The 22,341-nt window shown below is 50.5% G+C and carries 17 protein-coding genes; 5 read left to right on the forward strand and 12 right to left on the reverse strand.

What is annotated here, in order from left to right:
• Positions 1 to 5: 5 nt before the first annotated feature.
• From hyaD to puuD, 8 genes are all read right to left on the reverse strand, one after another.
• Complete coding sequence (gene hyaD / locus OGY09_RS23015) at positions 6 to 587, reverse strand: hydrogenase 1 maturation protease (RefSeq protein ID WP_032942449.1); 582 nt, start codon at positions 585 to 587, stop codon at positions 6 to 8.
• The gene (gene hyaC, locus OGY09_RS23020; RefSeq protein ID WP_032942451.1) at positions 584 to 1,318 is read right to left on the reverse strand and encodes a Ni/Fe-hydrogenase b-type cytochrome subunit; all 735 of its coding nucleotides are present in this window, start codon (positions 1,316 to 1,318) and stop codon (positions 584 to 586) included. Before hyaC ends, hyaD begins: the two co-directional genes overlap by 4 nt.
• A gap of 18 nt (positions 1,319 to 1,336) precedes the next feature.
• The gene (hyaB, locus tag OGY09_RS23025) at positions 1,337 to 3,130 is read right to left on the reverse strand and encodes a Ni/Fe-hydrogenase large subunit (RefSeq protein WP_032942453.1); all 1,794 of its coding nucleotides are present in this window, start codon (positions 3,128 to 3,130) and stop codon (positions 1,337 to 1,339) included.
• The gene (gene hyaA / locus OGY09_RS23030) at positions 3,127 to 4,254 is read right to left on the reverse strand and encodes a hydrogenase 1 small subunit (RefSeq protein ID WP_032944312.1); all 1,128 of its coding nucleotides are present in this window, start codon (positions 4,252 to 4,254) and stop codon (positions 3,127 to 3,129) included. The genes hyaB and hyaA overlap by 4 nt, the downstream gene beginning before the upstream one ends.
• Positions 4,255 to 4,462: 208 nt before the next feature.
• Positions 4,463 to 5,743, reverse strand: coding sequence for an NAD(P)/FAD-dependent oxidoreductase (locus OGY09_RS23035; protein ID WP_032942454.1), 1,281 nt, complete (start codon positions 5,741 to 5,743; stop codon positions 4,463 to 4,465).
• A gap of 2 nt (positions 5,744 to 5,745) precedes the next feature.
• On the reverse strand, positions 5,746 to 7,233 hold the full coding sequence (puuC, locus tag OGY09_RS23040; protein WP_032942455.1) for an aldehyde dehydrogenase PuuC: 1,488 nt from the start codon (positions 7,231 to 7,233) through the stop codon (positions 5,746 to 5,748).
• A 138-nt stretch (positions 7,234 to 7,371) separates the two neighbouring features.
• A complete protein-coding gene (gene puuR, locus OGY09_RS23045; RefSeq protein WP_003830877.1) occupies positions 7,372 to 7,929 on the reverse strand; it encodes an HTH-type transcriptional regulator PuuR in 558 nt (185 codons plus the stop codon).
• Between the two features lie 25 nt (positions 7,930 to 7,954).
• Positions 7,955 to 8,719 (reverse strand): gamma-glutamyl-gamma-aminobutyrate hydrolase, encoded by a 765-nt coding sequence (puuD, locus tag OGY09_RS23050; RefSeq protein WP_032942456.1) that lies wholly within the window; start codon positions 8,717 to 8,719, stop codon positions 7,955 to 7,957.
• A gap of 212 nt (positions 8,720 to 8,931) precedes the next feature.
• Between puuD and OGY09_RS23055 the strand changes: the two genes are divergently transcribed.
• Together OGY09_RS23055 and OGY09_RS23060 are read left to right on the forward strand one after the other, a co-directional pair.
• Complete coding sequence (locus OGY09_RS23055; RefSeq protein ID WP_003830879.1) at positions 8,932 to 10,350, forward strand: glutamine synthetase family protein; 1,419 nt, start codon at positions 8,932 to 8,934, stop codon at positions 10,348 to 10,350.
• 343 nt (positions 10,351 to 10,693) lie between these two features.
• Positions 10,694 to 12,082: an APC family permease gene (locus tag OGY09_RS23060; protein WP_032942457.1), complete on the forward strand. Its 1,389-nt coding sequence runs from the start codon at positions 10,694 to 10,696 to the stop codon at positions 12,080 to 12,082.
• Positions 12,083 to 12,268: 186 nt separating this feature from the next.
• Here the strand turns inward: OGY09_RS23060 and OGY09_RS23065 are convergent, their stop codons facing one another.
• On the reverse strand, positions 12,269 to 14,491 hold the full coding sequence (locus tag OGY09_RS23065; protein WP_032942458.1) for an EAL domain-containing protein: 2,223 nt from the start codon (positions 14,489 to 14,491) through the stop codon (positions 12,269 to 12,271).
• A gap of 504 nt (positions 14,492 to 14,995) precedes the next feature.
• Entirely contained in the window at positions 14,996 to 16,108 is a 1,113-nt protein-coding gene (locus tag OGY09_RS23070; RefSeq protein WP_032942459.1) for an agmatine deiminase family protein, read from the reverse strand.
• 403 nt (positions 16,109 to 16,511) lie between these two features.
• On the opposite strand from OGY09_RS23070, the gene OGY09_RS23075 reads away from it, so the two are divergent.
• The gene (locus OGY09_RS23075) at positions 16,512 to 17,075 is read left to right on the forward strand and encodes a DJ-1/PfpI family protein (protein ID WP_003830885.1); all 564 of its coding nucleotides are present in this window, start codon (positions 16,512 to 16,514) and stop codon (positions 17,073 to 17,075) included.
• Between the two features lie 56 nt (positions 17,076 to 17,131).
• Here OGY09_RS23075 and OGY09_RS23080 read toward each other — a convergent pair whose 3' ends face one another.
• Both OGY09_RS23080 and OGY09_RS23085 read right to left on the reverse strand, forming a co-directional pair.
• Complete coding sequence (locus tag OGY09_RS23080; RefSeq protein WP_032942461.1) at positions 17,132 to 17,878, reverse strand: SAM-dependent methyltransferase; 747 nt, start codon at positions 17,876 to 17,878, stop codon at positions 17,132 to 17,134.
• A gap of 10 nt (positions 17,879 to 17,888) precedes the next feature.
• Positions 17,889 to 18,146 carry a YjhX family toxin gene (locus tag OGY09_RS23085; protein ID WP_008783846.1) on the reverse strand — a complete coding sequence of 86 codons (258 nt, stop codon included), beginning with the start codon at positions 18,144 to 18,146 and terminating at the stop codon, positions 17,889 to 17,891.
• 1,319 nt (positions 18,147 to 19,465) lie between these two features.
• On the opposite strand from OGY09_RS23085, the gene pepT reads away from it, so the two are divergent.
• The gene (gene pepT / locus OGY09_RS23090) at positions 19,466 to 20,722 is read left to right on the forward strand and encodes a peptidase T (protein ID WP_275399185.1); all 1,257 of its coding nucleotides are present in this window, start codon (positions 19,466 to 19,468) and stop codon (positions 20,720 to 20,722) included.
• Positions 20,719 to 22,080 carry a C4-dicarboxylate transporter DcuC gene (gene dcuC / locus OGY09_RS23095; protein ID WP_275399184.1) on the forward strand — a complete coding sequence of 454 codons (1,362 nt, stop codon included), beginning with the start codon at positions 20,719 to 20,721 and terminating at the stop codon, positions 22,078 to 22,080. Before pepT ends, dcuC begins: the two co-directional genes overlap by 4 nt.
• Positions 22,081 to 22,341 lie beyond the last annotated feature (261 nt).

Here is a 22,341-nt window from a genome sequence, read left to right on the forward strand (position 1 = left end):
GTTAATTATCTCTCCAGCGTTACGCGATACAGGCGAATACGCACGCCTTCATAGTTTTCCATCGACAGGCAGTCATAGTTCAGGCAACGCGTTTCATCGCTTGTCTGTGGCACAATGCCCCACGCGGCCAGTTGCGTAAGCGCGGCCTGTTCCGCCGCCGGGAGCTGAGCGCGCGCGATGTCGGTCAGGCTGCCGCCATAGTCGTCCAGCTGTACCGGCTGTAGTCCCACCAGAGCGATGTGCGCGGGGAGATGGCCGCGAATATCCGCCAGAGCCAGCACTTCAGAGAAGCTGTTCTGATGCAGACTCATTTTTTTAGCGCTGAGGTAACTCGGGACTTTGTCTCCGGCGTAAGTTTGCAGGGTTCCCGGCTCAAGCCCGTAGTCGATGGCGTCAAGCAGCAGCAAATGGCTGGCCTGCTCAACGTAGCCCAGCAGATTCAGTCCCTGCGTGCCGCCGTCAACAATCTCTACCGATTCAGGCCAGTGATAATGAGCGTACAGGCGCTCAGCGAGGCGAATACCAAACCCTTCATCTGCCCACAGCAGGTTGCCTAAGCCCATCACGATGACGTTAGGTTCGCTCATGACGCCTCCTTATCGTGCTGACCCTTGGGAAACTTATGGCTACGAAAGCCGTTAATCATGGTTGAGATGACGGTCTCGTCAGACATGATGTCCTCACGAATCGCCATATACACATGGCCTACGATGAAGGCGGCGATGAACCACATCCCTAACCGATGCCAGCTGTGGATATCGAGAGAGTTCCCGCCGGTCCAGTAGAAAAACTCTGTCACATAGCGGAAAGGGGTAAAAATGGCGTACTGGCTATGTTCGCTGTATAAGGCAAAACCGGTGAGGATCATAAAAACGGAAAGCAGGAAATAACCGCACATCGCCGCCTGTGCGATGGGGTTATGACCGATATCATCTCCCGGTTTTTTTTCCAGAAACAGATACCAACGCACCACAGAATACGCACCCTGCCACCAGCTGCGCCGCCAGACCGGCACGATAAACAGTTCGCGTGAATAACGGTTACCGACGAAGGCCCAGTAAATGCGCATCAGCAGTATCACCGTGAACACCATGGCGGCGGCGAAATGCACCAGCCGGATGTCGCCCATGTAGAACAGATAAGTGGCCTCACCGCTGACCGACGGCAGCGGTCGGCCAATGAAGTATCCGGTCACCATCAACACCAACATGCAGCCCACCGTCAGCCAGTGCCACAAGCGTACTGGCGCTTCAAACACATAGTGGCTGGTGGCGGTATCACGCGCCTCCCCGACGCGTGGGGATGTTTTTCCAGTCATCGTTCCGTTCCTTAACGCTTAGCGAACCTGGACGGCGATAAGTTCGCTGCCGTCGTCGCCGAGTACGTGGGTTGAACATGCCAGGCAGGGGTCGAAGCTGTGCAAGGTGCGCAGGATCTCCAACGGTTGATCCGGTATCGCCATTTGGGTGCCCATCAGCGCCGCCTCGTAAGCGCCAATTTGTCCCTTTGGATCGCGCGGGCTGGCATTCCAGGTGGTCGGCACCACGCATTGATACAGGTCGATCTTCTGGTCGCGAATCGATGCCCAGTGGCCTAATGCTCCGCGCGGCGCTTCGGTAAAACCGATCCCGCGACAGTGCTGCGGCCAACTTTCAGGCTCCCACTTTTCGGTATTTGCGGTAGCCAGATTGCCGTTTTTCAGGTTGGTCATCAGCTTGTCGAAGAAATATTGCAGCTTGCTCACGGCCCACTGCGCTTCGTGCGCGCGACACAGAATACGTCCCAGTGTTGATTGCATACCCGACAGCGGCAGCTTGAGGGCGGACATCATGCGATCCACGGATTCAATCGTGGCGGCATCCCCTTTGTGATAGGCAATCAGCGTACGCGCCAACGGCCCAACTTCCATAGCGTGTCCCCGCCAGCGCGGGGCTTTAATCCACGAGTAGCGTTCCTGTTCGTTGAGCTGCTTGATATCGGTATCACTGCCTTTGACATCGCCCGGGTTATACCAGGGTTCAGTAATCCCTTCGAACGGATGACGACCTAATTGATCGTCCGGATAACGATACCAGGCATGATCGACAAACTCCTGAATTTGCTGCTGATCGTCCAGGTCCACCGGCATGACGTTGTTAAAATCACCATTAATCACCGCGCCGCCAGGCATCAACAGGCTCTTCGCGCTGAAGTCATTGGCGATATCCGGGAACGCGCCGTAGCTTAAGACGCACTTATCAGAAAGCCCGGTGCCAATCTGGCTCCAGGGTTTATTGAACTGGCCGATAGCCAGCGCGTCAGGCACCATGACGTTGTTGATGAAATCAGCGGTGCGGGTGATGATCGACTGCACCAGGTTCAGGCGTTCCATATCGACTGCGCCTACCGCGCCGCTCTGATCGATATTGATAGCGCACGGCATCCCGCCGACAATCCAGTTCGGATGCGGATTCTTACCGCCAAACACCGTATGGATTTTGATGATCTCGCGCTGAAAATCGAGCGCTTCCAGATAGTGGGCAAAGCCCATCAGGTTGGCCTCTGGCGACAGCTTGTACTGCGGATGTCCCCAATAACCGTTGCGGAAAATCCCCAACTGACCGCCTTCGACAAATTTCTTCAGGCGATTTTGAACGTCAAAGAAGTAGCCTGGAGAAGACATCGGCCAGGCTGAAAGGCTTTGTGCCAACTGCGATGTGGCGCGCGGGTCTGCTTTCAGTGCATTCAGCACGTCAATCCAGTCCATTCCGGCTAACTGGTAAAAGTGCACCAGATGGTCGTGGCACCACAGCGTCGCCAGCATAATATTGCGAATGATGTTGGCGTTGTCGGGCACCTTTATGCCAATAGCGTCCTCAATGGCATAGACCGAGGCGAGCGCATGTACGCCGGTGCACACTCCGCAAATTCGTTCGACAAATGCCCAGGCATCGCGCGGGTCGCGCCCCTGTAGAATGATCTCCAGCCCGCGGAACATGGTGCCGCAGGAAACCGCGTTGGTGATGATGTTCTGCTCATTAATGTTCACTTCACAACGCATATGGCCTTCAATGCGCGTGATGGGGTCGACAACCAGGCGGCGACCGGCATTATTGACCGTATATCCCTGGGTTTGATACGAATTGCTCATGCCTGTTTATCCTTATTGTCTGGAGACTGTTGTCCGGCGTCGGCTAGTTGCTGTTTGTGGCGGTTGTGTTGGTTGACGGCGCTGGCGACTGCGTGAACACCGACACCGGCCGCCACGACGCCTAGCGCGGTGAGGCCCACGGTATCGGCGGTTGAATGCGTCCCCATTTGTGGAATATCAACCACGCGGCTGTAGAACGAACCGCGATCCCAGAAGCCGTTTTCCGAACATCCCAGACAACCGTGGCCGGACTGGATGGGGAAAGAAACGCCACCATTCCAGCGGGTGGTGGAACAGGCGTTATAGGTGGTTGGCCCTTTGCAGCCCATTTTGTACAGGCAATAGCCTTTGCGGGCGGCGTCATCGTCCCAACTCTCAACGAACTCCCCGGCGTCAAAGTGGGCGCGGCGGTAGCATTTATCGTGAATACGCTGACCATAGAACATCAGCGGACGACCCAGACGATCGAGTTCAGGCAAACGATCAAATGTCACCATGTAGGTAATGATGGCGCTCATGACATCCGGAATCGGCGGGCAGCCGGGCACTTTCACGATCGGCTTATCGGTGATCACCTTATCGATCGGCGTAGCCTGGGTAGGGTTAGGCCGGGCAGCCTGCACGCAGCCCCAGGAGGCGCAGGTTCCCCAGGCGATAATCGCGCTGGCTCCTGCTGCGGCTCGTTTTAACTTTTCAATAAAAGGGCGCCCGCTGCTGATGCAAAACATCCCTTGCTCGCCCAGCGGAGGGTTGCCTTCGACGGCCAGAATGTAGCGGCCATGGTACTGGCGCAAAATGTCTTCAAATACCTCTTCGGCCTGCGTTCCGGCGGCGGCCATCAGCGTGTCGTCGTAATCGAGGGAAATCAGGGAGAGGATGACGTCTTTGGCAAGTGGGTGAGAGGAGCGGATAAATGATTCGGTGCAGCAGGTGCATTCCAGCCCGTGGATCCAGACTACCGGGATCCGGGGTTTGTTCTCTAGCGCCCAAGCAATTCTGGGCGTCATTCCGGCTCCCAACCCCAGCGATGTAGCCGCGAGGGTACAATATTTGAGAAAACTGCGTCTGCTTACGCCTTTGCGGCGCATCGCCTGATAAAAGGTCTCCTCGTTATTCGTATTCATAACACGCGTTTCTTCCCCCGTTGAGTTCTGGCGCATGCCGCCAGCGATATCTAAAAAAGCGTATCCGATCGGAAGGGAGAAACAATGCAAAGAGTGTGGTTATGTCCTATTGCGATATTTTCGTACCTGTTATCTGTTTTTCGCTTTCCAGGAATAAAAAAACGCACAGGGGGGATCGCCCTGTGCGTCGGGTTTATCGCGGAAGAACTTAAACCCCAAGGCGATCGCGTAAGCTGTAATATGCCGCCCCCATGGCGGTAAACGGAATGCGCAGGCTGCGGCCTCCCGGGAACGGGTAGTGCGGCAGGTTGGCGAACGCGTCAAAGCGCTCGGCATCCCCGCGCAGCAGTTCGGAAATCAGGCGTCCTGCCAGGTGAGTACAGGTCACGCCGTGGCCGCTGTAGCCCTGCATATAGTAAATGTTGGTATCAAGACGGCCGAACTGCGGCATACGAGACAGCGTTAACAGGAAATTACCGGTCCAGCGGTAATCAATTTTTACCCCCTGCAATTGCGGGAAGGTCTTCAGCAGTTTCGGCATTACCAGACGCTCAATATCGTCCGGATCGCGAGCGCCGTAGACCACACCACCGCCGTACAGCAGGCGGTTATCCCCGGTCAGACGGTAGTAATCGAGCAGGTAGTTACAATCTTCCACACAGTAGTTTTTCGGGATCAGCGAGCGCGCCATCTCCGCCGACAGCGGTTCGGTGGTTAACACCTGCGTGCCGCACGGCATGCTGCTTTTTGCCAGCGCAGGTTCCAGTTTGTCACCGAGATAGGCGTTGCCCGCGACGATCACAAAGCGGGCCGTCACCTGGCCTTTTTCAGTGCTGACCACCGCCGGGCTGGTGTGCTGAATACGGGTGACTGGCGACTGTTCGTAGACGCGTCCGCCGTTCAGACGAATGGCGTTAGCTTCGCCAATCGCCAGGTTCAGCGGGTGAATATGACCACCGCTGTGGTCGAGCAGCGCGCCGACATAACGATCGCTGCTGACTTCGCGACGAATTTCACTGCTGTCTAACAGTTCAAGCTGCGTGTTGCCGTAGCGTTCCCAGTTCGACTTCTGCTCTTCCAGCGTTTCCATCTGTTTGTGGTTCAGCGCTACAAACAGCCCGCCGGGACGATAGTCGCATTCGATCTGATAACGCTTGATGCGTTCGCGGATGATATTGCCGCCTTCAAACATCATTCCACCGAGCATTTTAGCGGCGTCCGGGCCATAGGTACGTTCGATGACGTCGATATCGCGACTGTAGGAGTTCACCAACTGACCGCCGTTACGTCCGCTGGCCCCGAAACCAATACGCGCGGATTCCAGTAGCACCACGTCGTAACCCATTTCCGCTAAATGCAGGGCGGAGGAGAGTCCGGTATAACCACCGCCCACAACGCAAACATCACAGCTAACCGATTCGCTAAGGGTCGGAAACGGTTCGTACTGATTGGCGCTTGCGGCGTAATAACTGCTGGTATGTTCAGTCATGATTAAGACTCCAGGGAGATCCAGATGGTTTTCAGTTCGCTAAATTTTTCCAGCGCATGCAGGGATTTATCGCGTCCGTTACCGCTTTGCTTATAACCGCCGAACGGCACGGTCATATCACCGTCGTTGTAGTTATTCACGAAGACTGAGCCGGCTTTCAGGCGACGGCTCATACGATGGGCGCGCGACAAATCGCGGGTCCAGACCGCGGCGCCGAGGCCGTAGTCACTGTCGTTGGCCAGCGCCAGGGCTTCGGCTTCACTGCTAAAACGGGTGATGACCAGTACCGGGCCGAAGATTTCATCGCGGCTGACGTGGGCCTGCGGTGCGGTATCGACAAAAATCGTCGGGCCGATAGCGGCCGGATGTACGTGGCTGCGGCCATCCAGCGCCAGCGTGCCTTGCGCTTCACCGTCGCGAATAAACGTGTCTACGGTGTCGGCATGCGCATTGTCGATAAGCGTGCCCATCGTGGTTTCCGGATCCAGCGGGTTGCCAGGCTGCCAGTTTTTCGCCTGCTCTTTCAGCAGCGCGATAAATTCGTCGGCAATACTCTCTTCCAGCAGCAGGCGCGTACCGGCGATACAAACCTGGCCCTGGTTATAGAAGATACCTGCCGCTGCATTAGCGGCGGCTTTCGGCAGATCCGGACAGTCGGCAAACACGATATTGGCGCTTTTACCTCCGGCCTCCAGCCAGACGCGTTTCATGTTGCTGTCGCCCGCGTCTTTGAGCAGTTGTTTGCCGGTGCGGGTCGAGCCGGTAAAGGTGATCACATCAACATCCGGATGTTGTGACAACGCCTGACCCGCTTCGTGACCATACCCGCTAACAACGCTGAGAACGCCATCGGGCAAACCTGCTTTTTTAGCCAGCGCAGCCAGGCGAATGGCGGTCAGCGGTGATTTTTCGGAAGGCTTGAGGATCACGCTGTTACCCGCAGCCAGTGCCGGGCCGAGTTTCCAGCAGGCCAGCAGCAGAGGAAAGTTCCACGGCACGACAGCCGCAATCACGCCTACCGGTTCGCGCACAATCAGTGCCAGATCGTTCACCGAGGTGGTGGCAACTTCGCCATAGACTTTATCTATAGCTTCGGCATACCAGCGGATGGCGCGTGCCGCGCCGGGAATATCATCACGCAGGCTATGGCGAATCGGTTTACCGGTATCGAGCGTTTCCAGTAGCGCCAGCTCCTCGTGATGCTGCTCCATTAAATCGGCGAGTTTGTGCAGTACCGCTTTGCGCTCTGCGGGTGATGCTTGCGACCAGTCTCCGCGTTCAAAGACGGTACGGGCTGCGGTGACCGCGCGGTCCACATCCGCTTTTTTACCGCGGGCGACTTTAGCCAGAGGACGTTGTCCTGCCGGATCCAGCGTAATAAAGGTTTCGTTATCAGCGGCGGCACAATATTCGCCGTTAATAAATAAACGGGTCTCTGGTGAATAATGGCTGGCTTTCTCACGCCAATATTTAAGATTCTGAAAGTTCATAGCTACTCCTTTTATATCAATAAGATAAAGTTCGTTGCTGATCTTCTTCAGGCAAAATCAGGCTGCACGATGCCCCAGGGATGTACCCTGTTAATGCGCGTTATTTAAGAAGGCCTGAGAAACTCAGGCCGCTACTTATTAGAAAGTGGTGGGAGTGTGGGCACTGATGATGCGGCAGATCCCTGCCGAGGTGTTGCTGAAGCTGTGTGGTATGCCGGTGTTAATGGCATAGCTTTGCCCTGCAACAAGAGGATACGTTTGACCGTTGATGGTCAGTATCACTTCACCTTCCAGTATTGTGCCAATCTCTTCACCCTGATGTTTAATTCTCTCCCCGGTTGTCGTGCCTGGCTGATAGGTTTCAAACATCATTGCCAGCGTACGATTCGGATTTCCGTTGTGTACCAGCTTCATGGATACTCCCTGACTCCCGATCTCAATCAAATCATCCTGATTGATAACCACCTGCGGTTCGTCAGGCTTTTCCGGTTCCGCGAAGAACTCGGAGAGCGACAGCCCATATACTTTCAATAGCTTTTGCAGCGTACTGATGGCAGGACTGACTTTATCCTGCTCTATGGTGCTGATGGCGCTATGCGTTAACCCAGACAGTTCGGCGGCACGACGCTGCGAAAGACCCAATTGCTGGCGGATCTCTGACAAACGTTTACCCGGCGCCAGGCCGTCATCGCTCATAATTGCATTTCCTTAACTGTAGTGGTCAGAGTCGCTGTTTTTCAGCGAGGTGGTTCTGACAAGCGGTGATAAAACCTTCAAGTAACAAACGCGACAGGGCGTATTCGCTACTGTTCCATTCCGGGTGCCACTGCACGCCGAGCGCGAAAGGATGGTCATGGACGCTGGCAGCTTCCACTAATCCATCCTGCGAGCGTGCTTCCACGCGCAGCTGCGGGCCAAGGGTTTTTGCGCCCTGACCATGCAAGGAGTTAACCCAAAACGTGCTGCAACCTGGTATTAACTGAGATAGCAATCCTCCCTGTTGAACCTGGACTTCATGAGATGGTGCATATTGCTGCTCCACCGGGAGTTCCGCATCTTCACGATGTTCCAGGAACTGTGAGTGATCGCACAGGCGACGATACAGAGTCCCGCCAGTGGCGACAACTAATTCCTGCAAGCCCCGGCAGATGGCGAAAATGGGAATGCGCCTTTCGAGCCCGGCGGTAATTAGCGCCATGCTCAGAAGATCACGCCCGGGATCGGCGTCAGACTCATCGCCATTTTCACCATAGAGGTGCGGCTGCACATTGCTTGGGCTTCCTGGCAGGAAGATACCGTCCAGTTTCGGTAACAGCGTGTTCAACAATTCGGGTTCCGCAAGCGCATGGGGAAGCGCTATCGGTAATCCACCGGCATTTAATACCGCATTCAGGTACTTTTCTTGCAGAGTCTGGGTCTGGTGACCCTTAAGCCTGTTCCTACACATCACTACACCAATAACTGGATTGTCAAATATATTGCCCATGATCGACCTCACGTTTTGGAATAAATTATTGCCAAACGGTTCCTTGTTGTGCCATTCCGTTCATTATTTTCTCAATCTAGCAGCGGAATAACCTTCTAGCAAACTTAATTTAACATTTGACAAACAATTTGTTTGCATCCAGAGTCGAAGGGTGGACATTATATTTAACAGTCAAATCACAGAACAGCTTACCAGGCCAACGGCGGTGAATCATGGAAACCAATATCGTAGAAGTTGAGAATTTTGTTCAGCATTCTGAAGAGAGACGAAGTAGCGCGTTTGCGCGCGAAGTTAAGCAATATCTGGAACGCTATCCTAATACGCAGTATGTGGATGTGTTGTTAACCGACCTTAATGGCTGTTTTCGCGGTAAGCGCCTTCCCGTTGCGGGATTGCATAAGTTAGAGAAAGGCTGCTATTTCCCGGCATCCGTTTTCGCGATGGATATTCTGGGCAATGTGGTCGAAGAGGCGGGATTAGGCCAGGAGCTTGGCGAACCGGATCGGACCTGTGTACCCGTGGCAGGTACGTTAACCCCTTCGGCTGCCGATCCGGAATTTATTGCGCAGATGATGCTGACGATGCTGGATGAAGATGGCGCTCCCTTTGACGTTGAGCCGCGGAACGTACTAAACCGACTCTGGCAGAAACTTCGCCAGCGCGGTTTGTTCCCCGTCGTAGCGGTAGAGCTGGAGTTCTATTTACTCGATCGTAAGCGCGATCCCGAAGGTTATCTGCAGCCGCCATGCGCGCCGGGAACGGACGATCGAAATACCCAAAGTCAGGTTTATTCGGTTGATAACCTGAACCACTTTGCTGATGTGCTGAACGATATCGATGAACTGGCCCGTTTGCAGCTGATCCCGGCTGACGGCGCGGTGGCTGAAGCCTCCCCTGGGCAGTTTGAAATCAACCTCTACCATACCGACAACGTGCTCGACGCCTGCGATGACGCGCTGGCGTTGAAACGTCTGGTACGGCTGGTGGCAGAGAAACATAAGATGCATGCCACGTTTATGGCAAAGCCTTATGAGGAGCATGCCGGTAGCGGGATGCATATCCACATCAGCGTCATGAATAACAAAGGTGAGAACGTGCTGGCTGATGCGAATGGCGATGATTCCGCGTTATTAAAGCGTGCGCTCGCTGGGATGATTGATCTGATGCCCGCATCAATGGCGCTGCTGGCGCCGAATGTGAACTCCTATCGCCGCTTCCAGCCGGGGATGTATGTTCCGACCCAGGCTTCCTGGGGGCATAACAACCGGACGGTGGCGCTGCGTATTCCCTGCGGCGACCGTGATAACCATCGGGTTGAATATCGCGTAGCGGGGGCTGATGCCAACCCGTATCTGGTGATGTCGACCATCCTGGCGGGGATCCTTCACGGTCTGGATAACGAACTGCCGTTACAAGAAGAAGTTGAGGGTAACGGTCTGGAGCAGGAAGGGCTGCCGTTCCCGATTCGCCAGAGCGATGCACTGTGGGAGTTTATGCAAAATGACAGTCTGCGTGAACTATTGGGTGAGCGGTTTAGCCATGTGTATCACGCCTGTAAAAACGATGAGCTTATCCAGTTTGAACGTCTGATTACCGACACTGAAATTGAGTGGATGCTGAAAAACGCCTGACCGTTGTACAGGTCATTGAAAAAGAAGTCGCATCATGTGGGCTGAGCGGAGCCAGCCCGTAAAAATTGCAGGAATACCTGCCATTTCCCGGATGTCGCGTAATGGAGCGCGGGCGACAACGGGTCTTCAGATAACCGACAGAGTTTGTGACGAGGAAATGTGATGATGCCAATGTTTAAAAACCCGCCCCGCGTGAGTATTCATGGCTCCCGCAGTAAATACGGACCGCATCTGTGCCGTACCCCATTGACGCCTTTTTTATGCCATTCCTCCCCGACACGACCCAGGTCTGCTGTACCCACGTTTCGAACGCAGATCTGGACTCGTAGCGGGGAGGAAAACTATGTCGACTAACTCTTCTGTTGATCATTCTGCCCAGCCGGGCAAAGCACAGCTGCGTAAATCCCTCAAGCTGTGGCAGGTGGTGGTGATGGGGCTTGCCTATCTCACGCCGATGACGGTGTTTGACACCTTTGGCATTGTTTCGGGTATCAGCAATGGCCATGTTCCAGCCTCCTACCTGCTGGCCCTGGCGGGAGTACTGTTTACCGCCATCAGTTATGGAAAGCTGGTGCGCCAGTTTCCACAGGCCGGTTCGGCCTATACCTATGCGCAAAAAGCGATCAACCCGCATGTCGGGTTTATGGTCGGCTGGTCGTCACTGCTTGACTACCTTTTCCTGCCGATGATTAACGTACTATTGGCGAAAATTTACCTTTCCGCGCTGTTCCCGGGGGTTGCGCCATGGATTTGGGTGGTGATGTTCGTCGCGATCCTCACCGCGGCCAATCTGAAAAGCGTTAATCTGGTAGCCAACTTCAATGCGCTGTTTGTACTGGTGCAGGTGGCGATCATCGTGGTGTTCATTTTCCTCGTGGTGCAGGGGCTGCACAAAGGGGAAGGGGTTGGGACCGTCTGGTCGCTGCAACCGTTTATCAGCCAGAATGCGCATTTGATCCCGATTATCACCGGGGCGACCATTGTCTGCTTCTCGTTTCTCGGCTTTGACGCGGTGACGACCCTATCTGAAGAGACGCCGGATGCTGCGCGCACCATCCCGAAAGCTATTTTTCTTACCGCGCTGTACGGTGGGCTGATCTTCATTGCTGCCTCGTTCTTTATGCAACTGTTCTTCCCGGACATTAGCCGATTCAAAGACCCGGATGCGGCGCTACCGGAGATTGCGCTGTACGTCGGCGGCAAGCTGTTCCAGTCTATTTTCCTTTGTACCACCTTTGTGAATACGCTGGCTTCAGGTCTGGCGTCGCATGCCAGCGTTTCGCGTCTGCTGTATGTGATGGGCCGCGATAACGTCTTCCCGGAGAAGTACTTTGGTTATGTCCATCCCAAATGGCGTACTCCCGCGTTGAACGTCATCATGGTCGGGATTGTGGCGCTGTCGGCCCTGTTTTTTGACCTGGTGACTGCCACGGCGTTGATTAACTTTGGTGCGTTGGTGGCCTTTACGTTCGTTAATCTCTCCGTGTTTAACCACTTCTGGCGTCGTGAAGGACGCAAGCATACCTGGCAGGAGAAGCTGCACTATCTGGTATTGCCAATGGTCGGTGCCGCCACGGTTGCCGTACTGTGGGTGAATCTTGAGGTGACATCGCTGACGCTGGGTCTGGTATGGGCCGGCGTTGGGCTGGTGTATCTTGCCTGGCTGACCGGACGTTTTCGCAAACCGCCGCCGCAGTTTGACGCCGCGAAATCTGAGCGCGCCTGGGAGTGATGGAAGCTGAATAGGCCGTAGCATTCGGCTGAGTTGAGTTAAAAATGAAACACGGTATGTCGCGGCAAACGGCCGCGGCATACCTGCTTTAATTAAAGTCCCGCTTGCTTTAGGGAATAAAAAAACCGGCACGGGAGCCGGTAAGTAAATCAATGTAGAAATATAATTATTATTATAATTACTGAATTATAATTCAGCCAACTCAATAGGAACGGGTTTCCCTATATGGTATCCCTGTAACCAACCAATACCCATCGTAATTAGCATCTTTTCAATTTCCTCATTTTCAACAAACTCAGCGACTACTTCCATGTTTTTGAGTTTTGCTACTTCGCAGAAGGATCTGACGGCGCATCGACTAAATTCATCGGTCAATATATTACGGATGAAGGAACCATCAATTTTCAGAATGTCTGCATCTAATGTTCGTAGTCGTGAATAGCTTGATGCTCCTGTGCCAAAATCATCAATAGCAATTTTAGAACCGGCTTTACGTAGTGCTCTCAGAACATCAGTGACATTAGCGTTGTCAATAATATCTGATTCAATGACTTCAAATATTATACGTTCAGGTGCTATTGAGTATTTTCTAAACAATGTAAAAACATTATCAAGAAAATCAATTTTATTAAGCGAGTCAGGCGTCAGATTAATGGAGAAGTGACTGTTAGGGTCAGATTTCTGCCGTGACTGTATAAAACGAAATGTTTGCTCTATAACAGTGATATCCAGCGCAGGAAGTAATCCTGCCTCGCGAGCAACCGGTAGGATGGTGTCTGGAAAGATTAACTTACCATCAACCATTTTTATCCGAATAAGTATCTCGTGATAACGTGTCAGTCCCGTGGTTGAAACGATCGGCTGAACAACCAGCATCGTTGATACGATGGGTTGAGCCATAAGCTCAAACGACTTTCTGTCAATTGCCTTTTGCAACATATGACGAATGACAGCCTGGCTGACAATTTTATCACCTGGCACTTGCGGGCTGAGTAACAACGGTTGCCCCTGCATTAACGAGATGTAGCTTTGGGTATTAAGATGCTTAATTGCTTGAGATAAATTTTTAATCAGGTTTTTCTCGGTGGTATATGCCACACCACAAGATAGCCCTAATTGGTAGTCCTTCCAGATAAAACGAAAAGAGTTTAGGTCCTTGTAGAGATCAGGAATGTCAGGGACAGCATTAAGGCGAAGAATTATTCCATGACCTGGTGCGTAATAAATGTCACCTGTACCCTTAATCAATTTACGTACATATGCGCTTAGCGCTTTTACAAATTCAAAACGGAATTCTATGCCGTGAGTTTGCTCCAGCGTATTCAACTCTGTACAACGGATGTAACACAAGCACCCTGTTGCGTGTTTGCGGATGTCCATTTGCAGAGCCTGAAAGTTAGGCAGTCCGGTGTTAGGTTCTGATCTAAAAAGTTGTTTGAGGCGGCGGAGATATTTTCGGTTATGAACCACAAGTACACCGGTAACAACAATCGTAATAGAAAAGACAAACACTATCGTGGAGGAAATCACGAGACTATGTAAATAATTATTATAGTTAGCAGGTGGAATATAACTGTTTATATAATATCCCAACAGGATAAGCATTGTTACCCATACAGGGGATATCAAAGCATGGCCAATACAGATCACTCCCCATAGCATTACTGGAAGTAACCACAGTAATGAATAGTCTGTAAATATAAGAATATCCTCTCTGATGACGATCAAAGCGGACATAATGCAGAGTAACAGCACCAGCCATAATATTTGATACAGAATAGGAGGGCCGGATTTTATCAGCGCCTTTACTTGTCTAATGTATAGAATGCACCATGCAGGATTTTGAACGCTTCTAAGCAACAGATAACAAAAAGGGATGCCAGTCAGGCAAGAGTTCATCAGCCACTGTAAGTTAATTAATGTTTGTAGTGTAAAAAGGTTTGCGATCGGTGCAGAGGCTGTGTTCGATTGGAACCAGTGATCAATTGAGATGAATAGTAAGGCGTTGCAACACACGAGCCAGACAATACGCAGGGTTGTAAGCTGGCTACGACCAAAGCTAACCGCGCCTCGTTTGCCTGTCGAGAAAAAGTAGAGTGTCTGGCTAATGAGAGCAGCCAGTAGCTGAGCCGTTAGTGTGAATACCGAAGATAAAGAGTATGAGTAAAGCGCATACAAGAAAAAGGCAGCCAAAATTGGCAGTGCCTTTTGCCGGTATAAAACCAGCAGTGCAGAAATGAGAGGTAAAGTGAGATCGTAAAAATGCAGTGTTATACCCGCAACATCCTCTTGCTTACTGAGATGACCTGCGACCAGCTGTAATGCAAGAAACGCGATGCCGACACAAAAATAGTCTCTAAATGTATTAATGAAATTTATACTTTCCGTTTTTCTTAGCAATATCATCATTCGCAATTCTCAGTGAGTTATCACCGTTCTCGATTTAAGTCATCTACTTAAAACAGGTTAGACTAGAGGTTTGAAATGTGTATTTTTGGATGTTTTTACTAATTGAAAACTATTCTAAAATATGTTATATGGATTTTTTAAATTTAACCCTCGATAATTTCACTGTGTTTCACAACGCAGGGGAGAACAATCTTTGTGGCTGTACTGATAATAAAAGTTGCGTCAGAAGTCATTATTTAAGACAGAATATACGATCGATAATAACGATCAATATAAATCTTTTGATAGATTTTATCGATAGGTTTAGCAGATCATAAATACCATGAAAGATCGATGAAAGCTATTAAAGTGTTATCTTTTAATGGTATTTATTTCATAAATGTTAATTAAGTGCTTTGTTTATTAAAATTTAACCTACGGAGGCATCTTTCTAAGGGAATCATTCTTTTATTGCCAGGAAAGTGAGTTTCCCCACCTTCCCACAACGCACTCAATTGTTAATCATTAACGAGGCTGCTGCTGTGTCGCGCAGTGAATACCGCCGCCACCGGCAGCGATACCGTCGATATTCAACTGAATAATTTCACGATCGGCAAACAGCTCCTGCAAAATAGTATGGGTATTACGATCGGTGCGCTTATCGCCAAATTGCGGTGCAATGACGGCATCATTACACAGATAAAAATTGATATACCCCGCGGCGAAATCATCGCTCGCATAAGTCTGGCGGATGGTAGAAGGTCCTTCCAGCGTGACTACCTCCAACCGTCGGCCTTTGGCATCCGTGGCGGCCCGTAATATGTCCAGATGACGTCGGGTGATCGCGTAATCAAAGGATGACGGATCCTGCTCAAGACCCGCCACCACCGTACCCGGATGCGTGAATCGGGCGTAAAAATCTGTATGGCCGTCGGTAATATCCTTGCCGGCAATACCCGGCAACCAGATGATTTTCTCCAGACCTAGCAGTCGCTTTAGTTCTTCTTCGCATTCGGCTTTGCTGACGCCAGGATTACGGTTGGAGTTAAGCACGCAGCTCTCGGTGATGATTGCTGTTCCTTCACCATCTACCTCAATACCGCCACCTTCCAGAGTCAGCACTGAGCGGATAAACTCGGCCTGAACGTAATCAGTAACAAATTCAGCCACATCGGCATCTCGTTCGTGCTCTTGCTTATTGCCCCAGCCGTTGAAATTAAATCCCACTCCGCCGAGCGCGCCGCTGGCACTTTTCACAAACACCGGCCCGGTGTCGCGGATCCACAGATCGTCTATTGGGTGAACCAGAAGATTGACTGACGGCCCGCACAGACGCGCGGCGAGCTCGCTGTCTTCTTCGCGTACTAACATATTCACGGGTTCAAATGCGGCGATGGTTTTGGCAACTAACGCCAGGTTTTCCTGCACCACCGGTAGCAGATGAGGTTCCCAGATCTCCGCACTGGCACCAAACGCCATCCAGGTTGCCGCATGCGGTGCGCCTTCATCAGGCATTTGCCAGCGGCGGTTCTCTGTTGCGCGGGCAAATTGGCTAAAGCTGAAGCCCGTCATACCGGCGAGTAGCATACTCGTTGAAGTCACCAGACCTTGTCTGACGAATGAACGTCTTGTCATCATAGGATTAACCTTTGCGTATTTTTACCTGATATCAGGTGAATGAAATAATAATAGATAATAAATATTATGCGTATTTTAAATATTAAATAATAAATAAAGCAATCGCGGGTAAATTTCACGCGAAATATAGCACAGGAGATATGCGTTGCAATCTCTTAGTTTTATATAATGAGTGAAACTGGCTACTATTAAAATTTCTCAACTATATATTTATATATAATTTATATTTATCAGCATGAACATATGTCACGCCGTTGGCTCTGAGCCCTCGTCTGGCGGGCCTTGCCGTGGATTGTGATCTGGCCGATTGTTCTGTTGTATTTATTAATGCCATGAACCGTGTGGACTATAGTAAAGATGGCCGTTATTTCTCATCATTAATAACCGTGAGTGGGGGATGTGAATGAAGAAGATACTGATGCTGGTCGGAGATTATGTCGAAGATTATGAAACGATGGTGCCTTTTCAGGCTTTGCAAATGCTTGGGCATCGTGTGGATGCCGTCTGTCCGGATAAAAGTCAGGGTGACTACGTTCAAACCGCCATTCACGATTTTGATGGGGCGCAGACATACAGTGAAAAGCCGGGGCATCGTTTTACGTTAAATGCTAATTTTGCCGAGGCGCGGGCCGCCGATTACGACGCACTGTTGATCCCCGGCGGGCGTGCTCCGGAATATCTTCGACTGAATCCGGATGTCATTAAGCTGGTGCAAGATTTCAACACTGCCGGTAAGCCTATCGCCGCAGTTTGTCATGGGCCACAACTGTTAGCGGCGGCGGGGGTGTTAGAAAACCGGACCTGTAGCGCTTATCCGGCTTGTGCGCCCGAGGTTCGTCTGAGCGGTGGACATTATGCCGATATTGGCATTGATCAGGCCCACGTTGATGGCAATCTGGTGACGGCACCAGCATGGCCCGCGCATCCGCAATGGTTAGCTAAATTTGTTGAAGTATTAATGAAGTAAGCGATGATGCGATGAAAAAGTCGGTATAACCTGCCAGGCTATACCGACTGCATTTATTACCTCTGCATGAGTGCGAACACGCCCCACCCGATATATTCCCGGGTGAATGCAACGTGGCGGACTGGTGAACTTCTCAGTTGCTCTCTGACTTCGGCGGCAAACTCATCGTCCGGATTAGCCTCCAGCCACCGGCGCATCGTCAACCATTTTGCCGCCTCGTATCTGTCCCAACCTTCCTGGTCAGCCAGTACCATTTCCACCACGTCATAACCGAGCAGGTCGAAAGACGAAACGCGTTCTGGCAGAGAAAGAAAATCGGCTACTGAAGTTGCGCCGCAAGCCATAGCGATCTCCTCCGTTGCGGGCATCTGACGCCAGTACGGTTCGCCGATGAGTAGGGTCCCGCCTGGTTTGAGACTTTGTTCCAGCTGTTTGATCGTTCCGGCAACGCCGCCGGCAATCCAGGTTGCACCAACGCAGGCGGCAATATCGAATTTTTCTTCGGCGATATAACCTGTTGCATCGGCATGAATAAAACGCACGTGCTCAGTGACGCCCAATTCACTTGCCCGCAGGGTGGCTTGTTCACTGAATAACTGGCTCATATCGATACCAACGCCGGAAATTCCATGATCGCGTGCCCAGGTGCACAACATCTCGCCCGAGCCGCTGCCGAGATCCAGGATGCGGGTTCCTGGGGGCATCCGTAAAACCTGACCTAACGTCGCATATTTTTGCGCGGTGAATGGATTATGAATGCGATGTGCGCTTTCGCTGATCGTAAAAATCTTCGGGATATCCATCTCTCTCTCCTTAGCGATTATCCAGTTGGGCGCGAACGTTGTTCAGCCCGGTGGTATTGATGCGGTAGGGCTGACCATTAACGGATTTGATCAGCTTTTTCGTTCTGAGTTTTTTGAATACGTCGAGCGTGCAGTCGCAGAGCAGTAACCCTTCGCGGCTATAGCATTCGACGGAAATGACGCGACCAGATGCATCGCGGACGTGAGCAATACGGCCACCTTTGGCGAGAACGTGTAAGGTACGTTGTTCCTGACGGGATAAATTCATACTGGAAAACCTGTTTAATCATCATGTGCAAAACGTGCAAACACACAGCAGTGTCCGCATTCGATTTCGGCGCATTGATAACCAGTCCGGCCTGAAGAGGTCGGTAAGCTGATTATCTGATGATTACATTCTCCAGCATCAAAGCCTCGGGTTGAGTTGATAGGTATTTACCTGCTGAATCATACCAGCCTGGGCGAGTAGGGGAATCGTTCTGTCGGGAAAATGTGATCTATGACGAAAAATTGCGTTTAGCTTATTTTATAATTTTTTAACTCTCGTTAGCTGAGCAGTGTATGGATATATTAAATTTATTGAATATTCAGACATCGTCAGTAGCGGTATTGGCCGTAATGATGCGTTGTTAGCCCCACTTGCGTCATACTATAGATTAGTGATATTTAATTTTTCCCTATCCTAATTTTGTTTTATTTGATAAACATGTCTTTATTATAAAAAGGATTTTTAATGGTGTTTTCTTTTAATTCTTTTTAGGAATTTTCTTAACGTCGTGAAGTGTGTATACTCAATCCAGCAAGAAGCTCTTCTGTTATCATCAAAACTATAAAAATGTCCTTAACACCCGTATTACCTCTGCCCTGAATCTCTTCTCAGGGGAGAGGTTTTTTTTGCCTGTGTATAATTTTGATAATCGTCATATATAGATAATTTAATATTATTGTTCTTGTTGTTTTGCATTAGTGATGACGACAGGTTTTGTTCTGTGAACCATACGGTAATGTTGAAATAGTATCGCTATGAATCTATTTCATGGTGAATAGTGTGATTTCATCTTTATTTATAGGGGTATTATATAGTTTTTCTTATAACTATCTGTTTTTAAGCGTTATGTTAATTTTCGCTTTTGAAGTAATTGTGATTTTGTTCACGGATTTTAGTGTGTTAAGTGGCTATTTGTAGAGAGGTGCAAACGGTTGCATGTTGCTGTTACAGCATTTGTTCATTAAAAAAATATAGCGATGGTATGTCTTGTGTCGGTATCGGGGCAAGAATCTAAATGATTTTTATTATCCCTTAGACATACGAATTCAGTTTATGACTTCTGTTAGCTTAACACCATGGAAAATGTAGTAAAAACAGACAGGGAATATGATTTTATCAATCAAAAGGAGTTTTTAATCACTGGTATAATTACTGGCCTTTTTTATCTTCCTTTATATAAATCGTTGTCGTAACACCCATAAAATCAGCGTTCTGGGATGAGCGCTGATTTTATTTTGTTCTCAGATTATTCAACCCACGCTGTATGCAGGTCTTCTCTTGCAGTACCACGTAAATGATACATTAAAGGATCTCCTGGAATGGATATTGTTGAACGCTTTATTAACTACACGAAAATCAATACCACGACCTCAAGGGAAAATGGTGCTAATGGGATAATGCCTTCTTCACCTGGTCAAATGGAACTGGCAAAACTACTTGCAGTAGAACTTGAAGCATTAGGAATGGAAAACATTGAGGTCAGTGATACCGCTATTGTGACCGCGACCTTACCTGGAAATACCGATGACACCATCCCTGTCGTTTCCTTTTTTGGTCATCTGGATACCAGCGCAGAACAGACCGCGGACACAAATGCGCAACGTCTTCACTACAGCGGTGGGGATTTGTGTCTGAACCAGGAGCTGAATATTTATCTGCGTGAAAGTGAATTTCCGGAACTGAAAAATTATGTCGGCGATGACCTGCTGGTGACGGATGGTACCAGTCTGCTAGGGGCTGATGATAAAGCGGCCATCGCCGCGATTATGAATGCCCTGGAGTACCTGGTCGCGCATCCGGAGATTAAGCATGGGCCGGTGAAAGTCGGTTTTGTTCCTGATGAAGAGCAGGGATTACGGGGAGCAAAAGCGTTTGATGTTGCGGCGTTTGGCGCTGATTTTGGCTATACCCTGGACTGCTGCGGCATTGGAGAGTTTGTCTATGAGAACTGGAACGCGGGTGATGCGGAAATCATCTTTACCGGCCAGTCCGCGCACCCTATGTCGGCCAAAGGTAAGCTGAAGAACTCTCTGCTGATGGCGCATAAGTTTATTGCGATGCTGCCCGGAGGAGAGGCGCCTGAGTATACGGAAGGACGCGAAGGGTATTACTGGGTAAAACAGCTTCAGGGTAACAGCGCCCGTACGGTACTTAAGCTGGATATCCGGGATTTTACCGAAGAAGGGTATAAGGCGCGTATGGCATATATCCGTCAGCTTGCCGTCAGCACCTGCGCGCTGTGGGGAGAAAACAGCGTGGTCTGCCATTTAACCGATCGCTATGCCAATGTGTTCAATAGTTTGCAGGGCGATGCACACTACCCGATTGATATTGCGTTACGCGCGTATCAGAAGTGTGGTATTACCCCGCAACCTGTCGCCATGCGTGGTGGGTATGATGGCGCAGTGCTATCGCAGAAAGGACTGCCTTGCCCGAATATTTTTACCGGTGCCCATAACTTTCATTCAATTTATGAATATCTACCGGTGCGTTCACTGCGAGCCGCCAGCGATGTGGTGGTAGCGGTCATTGAGGAAACCTTTGCTGAGTTCGCGCAGAGGAGAGCTCAGTCATGATTCAGGTGTTAATTGCCCTACTGGTTATCGTGGTGGTCGCGCGTCTGATACTGAAAGGTTATCGCGCTGAACCCGTGCTGTTCATTGCGGGCCTGGTGTTGATGATTTGTACGGCGTTAACCGGATGGGGTTCTGTATTACCGAAGGGCGTTGCCAGTACGGGGATTTCATTTCTCGATCCTTTCGAGGTGATGCGCGATCTCTTTAGTACGCGTGCTGCCGATCTCGGCCTGATGATTATGGCGCTCATGGGATTTGCGCATTACATGGATCATATCGGGGCAAATGAAGCGGTTGTGCGGGTCGTGACGAAGCCTTTGCGCGCGCTGCGTTCGCCCTATGTGCTTCTATTTTTCTCCTATCTGCTCGCCAGCCTCCTGCAGTTGGCCATCCCATCCGCTACCGGGCTTGCCGTGTTGCTGATGGGGACGATGTTCCCCATTATGCTGGGGTTAGGGCTTTCTGCGGCCTCGGCTGCTGGGGTTATTGCCACCTCGCTTGGTGTGGCGTATACCCCGACGGCCATCGATGCTATCAGGGGATCTAAAGCGGTCAATATGGATGTGGTGGAATACGTTGTTTACCACCAGGGACCCGCAGCGCTGGCAACCGTGCTGGTCGTCGGCGTCTGCCATTTCTTCTGGCAGCGGCATTGCGACCGTAAAGCGGGGACGCTTCCACGGGAAATCGGTAGCGCTGAGGTGACTGATTCAGGAAAAGCTCCGGCTTTTTATGCGCTGCTCCCGATGCTTCCGATATTGATGGCGGTGGGATCATCGGAAATGTTCGTCAGTGGTATTAACCTGAATATTATCACCATTGTGCTCATTTCAATGGCTGTCTGCATGTTGATTGAGTGGCTGCGGGTGCGTGATTTAAAGTCAGTATGCGAAGGATTCAGCCATTTCCTTAATGGCATGGGCACCGCCTTTACCGGGGTGGTTGGGCTACTGGTTGCGGCAGGTGTTTTTGCTCACGGGATTAAAGTTATTGGTGCCATTGATCAATTAATCCTGATGGCGGAGCACGTGGGATTACCTCCATTTGCTATGGCGGTGGTGTTTGCGCTGGTGACGCTGGCGGCAGCAATTATTATGGGATCGGGTAATGCGCCATTCCTTGCTTTCGTTGAGCTGATCCCGCAAATCGCGGCAAGTATGGGCGCTAACGCTGTTGCCATGATCCTGCCGATGCAGCAGGCATCACATATGGGGCGGGCAATTTCACCGGTTTCCGGTGTGGTGATTGCCGTTTCCAGTGGGGCGAAAATAACGCCATTTGATGTGGTTAAACGTACCGCCGTACCGTTGATCGTGGGCTTTGTAACGCATACCCTGATCATCGGTATTTTCTATTAACTTCGTCTGTAATAAGCAAACTTCCGGGTTGCTGAATGCCCGGTAGTTTGCTTTTTCTGTTTACAGGTCTCATCACAAAAGGTGATATTGATTACTGGTGATTATTATTAACCTTTATCTTTATCGCATTATTCTTATTAGTCATTGTTGAGCCACCCCGGATTAATGATTAATAAGTATGATGTATTATATTTGCACGTTTATTACATAGAGATAAGTTAATCTGGATCATATTTTGGCGATTTTAGTTGTAGTAATTTT

Source organism: Citrobacter sp. Cpo071 (assembly GCF_030332765.1).
GTDB lineage: Bacteria > Pseudomonadota > Gammaproteobacteria > Enterobacterales > Enterobacteriaceae > Citrobacter > Citrobacter portucalensis.